This is a genomic window from Streptomyces sp. MnatMP-M17 (genome assembly GCF_900091995.1).
Lineage (GTDB): Bacteria > Actinomycetota > Actinomycetes > Streptomycetales > Streptomycetaceae > Streptomyces.
On sequence record NZ_FMDK01000727.1, the window covers coordinates 1 to 4,162 of the forward strand.

Genomic DNA, 4,162 nt, shown 5'->3' on the forward strand with positions numbered 1-4,162 from the left:
CCCGCACCGCCGTCCACGGCCACCCGCCAGCAGGCGGCGAGCCCCACAAGCCCGTCAGCGCCCGGCTCACGGGCCGCCAGACGCAGAGCGCCCGGTACGTCGCCACCGAACCGCGCGGCGGCCAGCACGGCGGTCTCAGCGCCTCCCAGCCCGCCCGTGGACCCCGAGGCGGCCAACAGGGCCTGCGTGGGCTGGAGACCGGCCCTCAGCTCGCCCGCCGCCGTGCCGCACAGCGCGACAACCCCGTCGGCCCGCCGCTCCCCGGCTCTCTTCCGCTCCCGCGACCGCAGGCTCCGTCTCATCAGCGGTACCGCCAGCGCGCCCCCGATCAGCGGCAGCACCGACTCTCCCAGCACGGCGAGCACCAGAGCCGGTAGCAGACAGAGCCACTCCCGCCCGAGCCTTCGCACCCGTCGATGGGCCTTCGCCGTCCAGCGCCGCCAAGGGACCCACAGCGCGGTGTCGTCCGGCCCGCCGCCGTTCCCGAACAGCAGCACGGCCCGGCGCAGCCCCCGCGCGTGCCCGACCGTCAGCCAGGCCGCGGCTCCCGCGCACAGGGCCGCCGAGCCCACCCAGACCACCATCCACAGGGATGTCACAGCGCGCCTCCGATCCGCGCCCGCAGTCGCGGCCAGCCGCGCTCGTACGTGAAGGCATCGGCGCCCCAGCGCAGCGCGGGCACCGGCACCACCAGCCCCGCGGCGTCCCGCTCCAGCACATGCACTTCGGCGATCCTCCGGCGCCCGTCGCGGTCCCTCACCAGATGGATCACGGCCGAGAGCGCGGCGGCCAACTGGCTGTGCAGCGCCGCCCGGTCGAGGCCCGCCGCCGTCCCCAGGGCCTCCAGCCGTGCGGGAACGTCCGTCGCCGTATTGGCATGCACGGTGCCGCAGCCGCCTTCGTGCCCCGTGTTCAGAGCGGCCAGCAATTCGGTGACCTCATGGCCTCTGACCTCGCCGACGACCAGTCGGTCCGGCCGCATCCGCAGCGCCTGCCGGACCAGATCCCGCAGTTCGACCAGTCCCGCGCCCTCCTGGTTCGCCGGCCGGCCCTCCAGCCGCACCACATGCGGATGGTCGGGCCTCAACTCCGCGGAGTCCTCGGCCAGTACGATCCGTTCGCGTGCCCCGACCAGGCCGAGCAGAGTGGACAAAAGAGTCGTCTTCCCTGTTCCCGTGCCTCCGCTGATCAGGAACGACAGCCGGGCCTCGATCAGCGCCCGCAACACACGCTCACCGCCTGGTGGCACCGTCCCCGCCTCGGTCAGCTCCGCCAGCGAGAACGCCGTGGGCCGGTGCCACCGGCGGCAGTACCGCGTGCATACGTGTCCCGTCGGGCAACCGGGCGTCCACCCAGGGCCGCGCGTCGTCCAGTCGGCGCCCGGCCACCGCGGCGAGCCGCTGCGCCAGCCTCCGTACGGAGGCCGCGTCGGCGAACGACACGGCGGTCAGCTCCAGCCCGCCGCCCCGGTCCACCCACACCCGGTCGGGCGCCGAGACCAGCACATCAGTCACCGACGGATCGGCGAGGAGCGGCTCCAGTGGCCCAGTCCCCACCAGCTCGGACCGCAACTCCTCGGCGGCGCCCAGCACTTCCGTGTCCCCCAGCAGCCGCCCCTGGGCCCGTAACGCGGCGGCCACCCTCGCCGGCGTCGGATCCGCGCCGCTCTCCGCGAGCCGCTGCCGTACGGCGTCCAGCAGGCCGCCCGCGGCCGTCACCGCCGTCATGACGTCACGCTCCCGTCCGCGGCCAGGGCCCGCTCCCAGAAAGCCGTACAGAACGCCGCCAGCGGTCCGCGCGCTCGGGAGCCCGGCGGCGCTCCGCCGTCCTGGTCCTGCGACAGCCCGGCTTCCAGCGGCAGTTCACCCACGAGCGGAAGCCTTAACGCGTCGGCGATCCACCGCTCGTCCAGCCCGGCCGCGTACGGACCGCGGACCACCGCCCGCAGATCCTGGAGCACCATGCTCACCGTCGAGGCCACCCGGCGGGCCGCCGCGACCGCCCGCAGCTCCGCGGGCACCACCAGCAGCCCCAGATCGAGCTGGGCCAGCGCCTCCGCCACGGCCTCGTCGACCCGGCGCGGCAGATCCACCACCACGACACCGCCGCCTCTGCGGGCGGCGGCGAGCACCGACCGCATGGCCTCCGGCTGGATCACCACCGAGTCGCCGCGATCCCAGCTCAGCACCCGCAGCTCATGGAGGCGGGGCAGCGACTCCTCCAGCGCGCCGCCCGCGACCCGCCCTTTGGATGCCGCGAAATCCGGCCAACGTCTGCCCTCCGTCTGCTCCCCGCCGAGCAGCACATCGAGCCCACCACCGAGCGGATCGCCGTCGATGAGCATCGTGCGCCGGCCGGTCCGCGCGGCGGTCACGGCCAGGGCACAGGCCAGCGTCGAGGCCCCGGCGCCGCCCCGCCCGCCGATCACGCCGACCGTGAGCGCCTGTCGGCCCACACCCTCGGCGGCGTCCGCGATCCGGTCGACGAGCCAGCTCTCCGCGTCGGGCAGCCGCAGCACGCAGTCGGCGCCGATCTCCACCGCCCGCCGCCATACATCGGGATCGTCCTGATCCCGTCCTACGAGCATCACGCCCCGTCTGCGGGTGGCACCGCGGCAGCGGGCCGCCGCGTCGTCCCCGACGAGCACCATCGGCGCGTCGTCCCAGCATTCCGCTCGCTCGGGCACCGAGTGATGCACTTGAGGCTCGGCGCCGGCCGCGGCACACAACCGCAGCAGATCGTCGAGCAGCTCCACATCCTCGGTGACGATCAGCGGTCCCGTCCCGCGTCCTCCGGTCACATCCGACCGCTCGGATGTCATGGATCCAGCCACGATCTCCGCCCCTATCCATCTACGCCCCAATCCGGAACTGCGAACGCTCTCTCGCGATCTCGCACTCATCCGGTATCGGTGATTCCGGCTTCTGTGAACTTCACGACGGGAATCACCGTGCAACGGAACGGAAAATCGTGTGGATCTTGCTCGAAAACTGTGGACAACTCACCAGTTGTGAATATCCCGCTCGCTCATACCGGTGACTTCCGGAGAGCAGCACATCGACTACGGACGGTGACGCGTATACATGGAGTGAGGCCGTCGCACAGAACCATCGAGCAGAGGAGGACGGTGTGCTGGAGAGTCCAAAACGCGTCCGGACATGCGACGACCCCCGCCGGGGGGGAGAGCGGGGGTCGTCCCCACGGCCGACTCGGGGGGGGAGGAGCCGGACCGGGTTAGCACGGTCGCGAACGATCCGTGACTTCCATGGTGTACCCGAGAGCCTTCTCAGGCAAACCCACGCGCCCGAGCTTACGCCGAATGGTGGGCGCATATGCTCTGCCTCGTGGAAAACCACTCCTTGCCGCGCACAGCAGCCTTCTTTGACCTGGACAAGACGGTCATTGCGAAGTCATCGACACTGACCTTCAGCAAGTCCTTCTACCAAGGCGGTCTGATCAACCGCCGCGCCGTACTGCGCACCGCGTACGCGCAGTTCGTCTTCCTCGCGGGAGGCGCCGATCACGACCAGATGGAACGGATGCGGGAGTACCTCTCCGCGCTCTGCAAAGGCTGGAACGTCCAGCAGGTCAAAGAGATTGTCGCCGAGACACTCCACGACCTGATCGACCCGATCATCTACGACGAGGCCGCCTCCCTCATCGAGGACCATCACACCGCGGGCCGCGATGTGGTGATCGTCTCCACCTCCGGCGCCGAGGTCGTGGAGCCCATCGGCGAGCTGCTCGGAGCCGACCGCGTGGTGGCCACCCGTATGGTCGTCGGCGACGACGGCTGTTTCACGGGCGAGGTGGAGTACTACGCGTACGGACCGACCAAGGCCGAGGCGATCAAGGCACTCGCCGAGTCCGAGGGATACGACCTGTCCCGCTGCTACGCATACAGCGACTCCATCACCGATGTACCGATGCTCCAGTCGGTCGGCCACCCGTACGCCGTCAACCCGGACCGTGCGCTGCGGCGCGAGGCACTGTCCCGGGATTGGCCGATTCTCGTCTTCAGCCGACCAGTCCGGCTCAAGCAGCGATTGCCCGCCTTCTCCATGCCGCCCCGCCCGGCGCTGGTCGCGGCCGCGGCCGTGGGCGCGGCGGCAGCGACGGCCGGGCTGGTCTGGTACGCCAGCCGACGCCGTCAGTCCACGCT

Annotated in this window: 3 protein-coding genes and 1 pseudogene; 1 reads left to right on the forward strand and 3 read right to left on the reverse strand. The window is 71.4% G+C overall.

All coding sequences use genetic code 11. The features are described 5' to 3' along the window. The 3 genes and pseudogenes from GA0115259_RS29235 to ssd form a co-directional block, all read right to left on the reverse strand. The coding region (locus GA0115259_RS29235) for a hypothetical protein (RefSeq protein WP_237540575.1) at window positions 1-584 on the reverse strand (584 nt) is incomplete at its 3' end. Window positions 585-595: 11 nt separating this feature from the next. Then, a pseudogene (locus GA0115259_RS29240) lies at window positions 596-1,727 on the reverse strand (TadA family conjugal transfer-associated ATPase). Next, window positions 1,724-2,821 carry a septum site-determining protein Ssd gene (gene ssd / locus GA0115259_RS29245; protein ID WP_093602590.1) on the reverse strand — a complete coding sequence of 366 codons (1,098 nt, stop codon included), beginning with the start codon at window positions 2,819-2,821 and terminating at the stop codon, window positions 1,724-1,726. Before ssd ends, GA0115259_RS29240 begins: the two are co-directional and overlap by 4 nt. Before the next feature lie 511 nt (window positions 2,822-3,332). Here ssd and GA0115259_RS29250 point away from each other — a divergent pair. Beyond that, a partial coding sequence (locus GA0115259_RS29250) for an HAD family hydrolase (protein WP_093602592.1) occupies window positions 3,333-4,162 on the forward strand: 830 nt, incomplete at its 3' end.

Coding starts and splice junctions, on each gene's coding strand:
- ssd (WP_093602590.1), bottom strand. CDS start 2,821: ATGACATCCGAGCGGTCGGATGTGACCGGAGGACGCGGGACGGGACCG.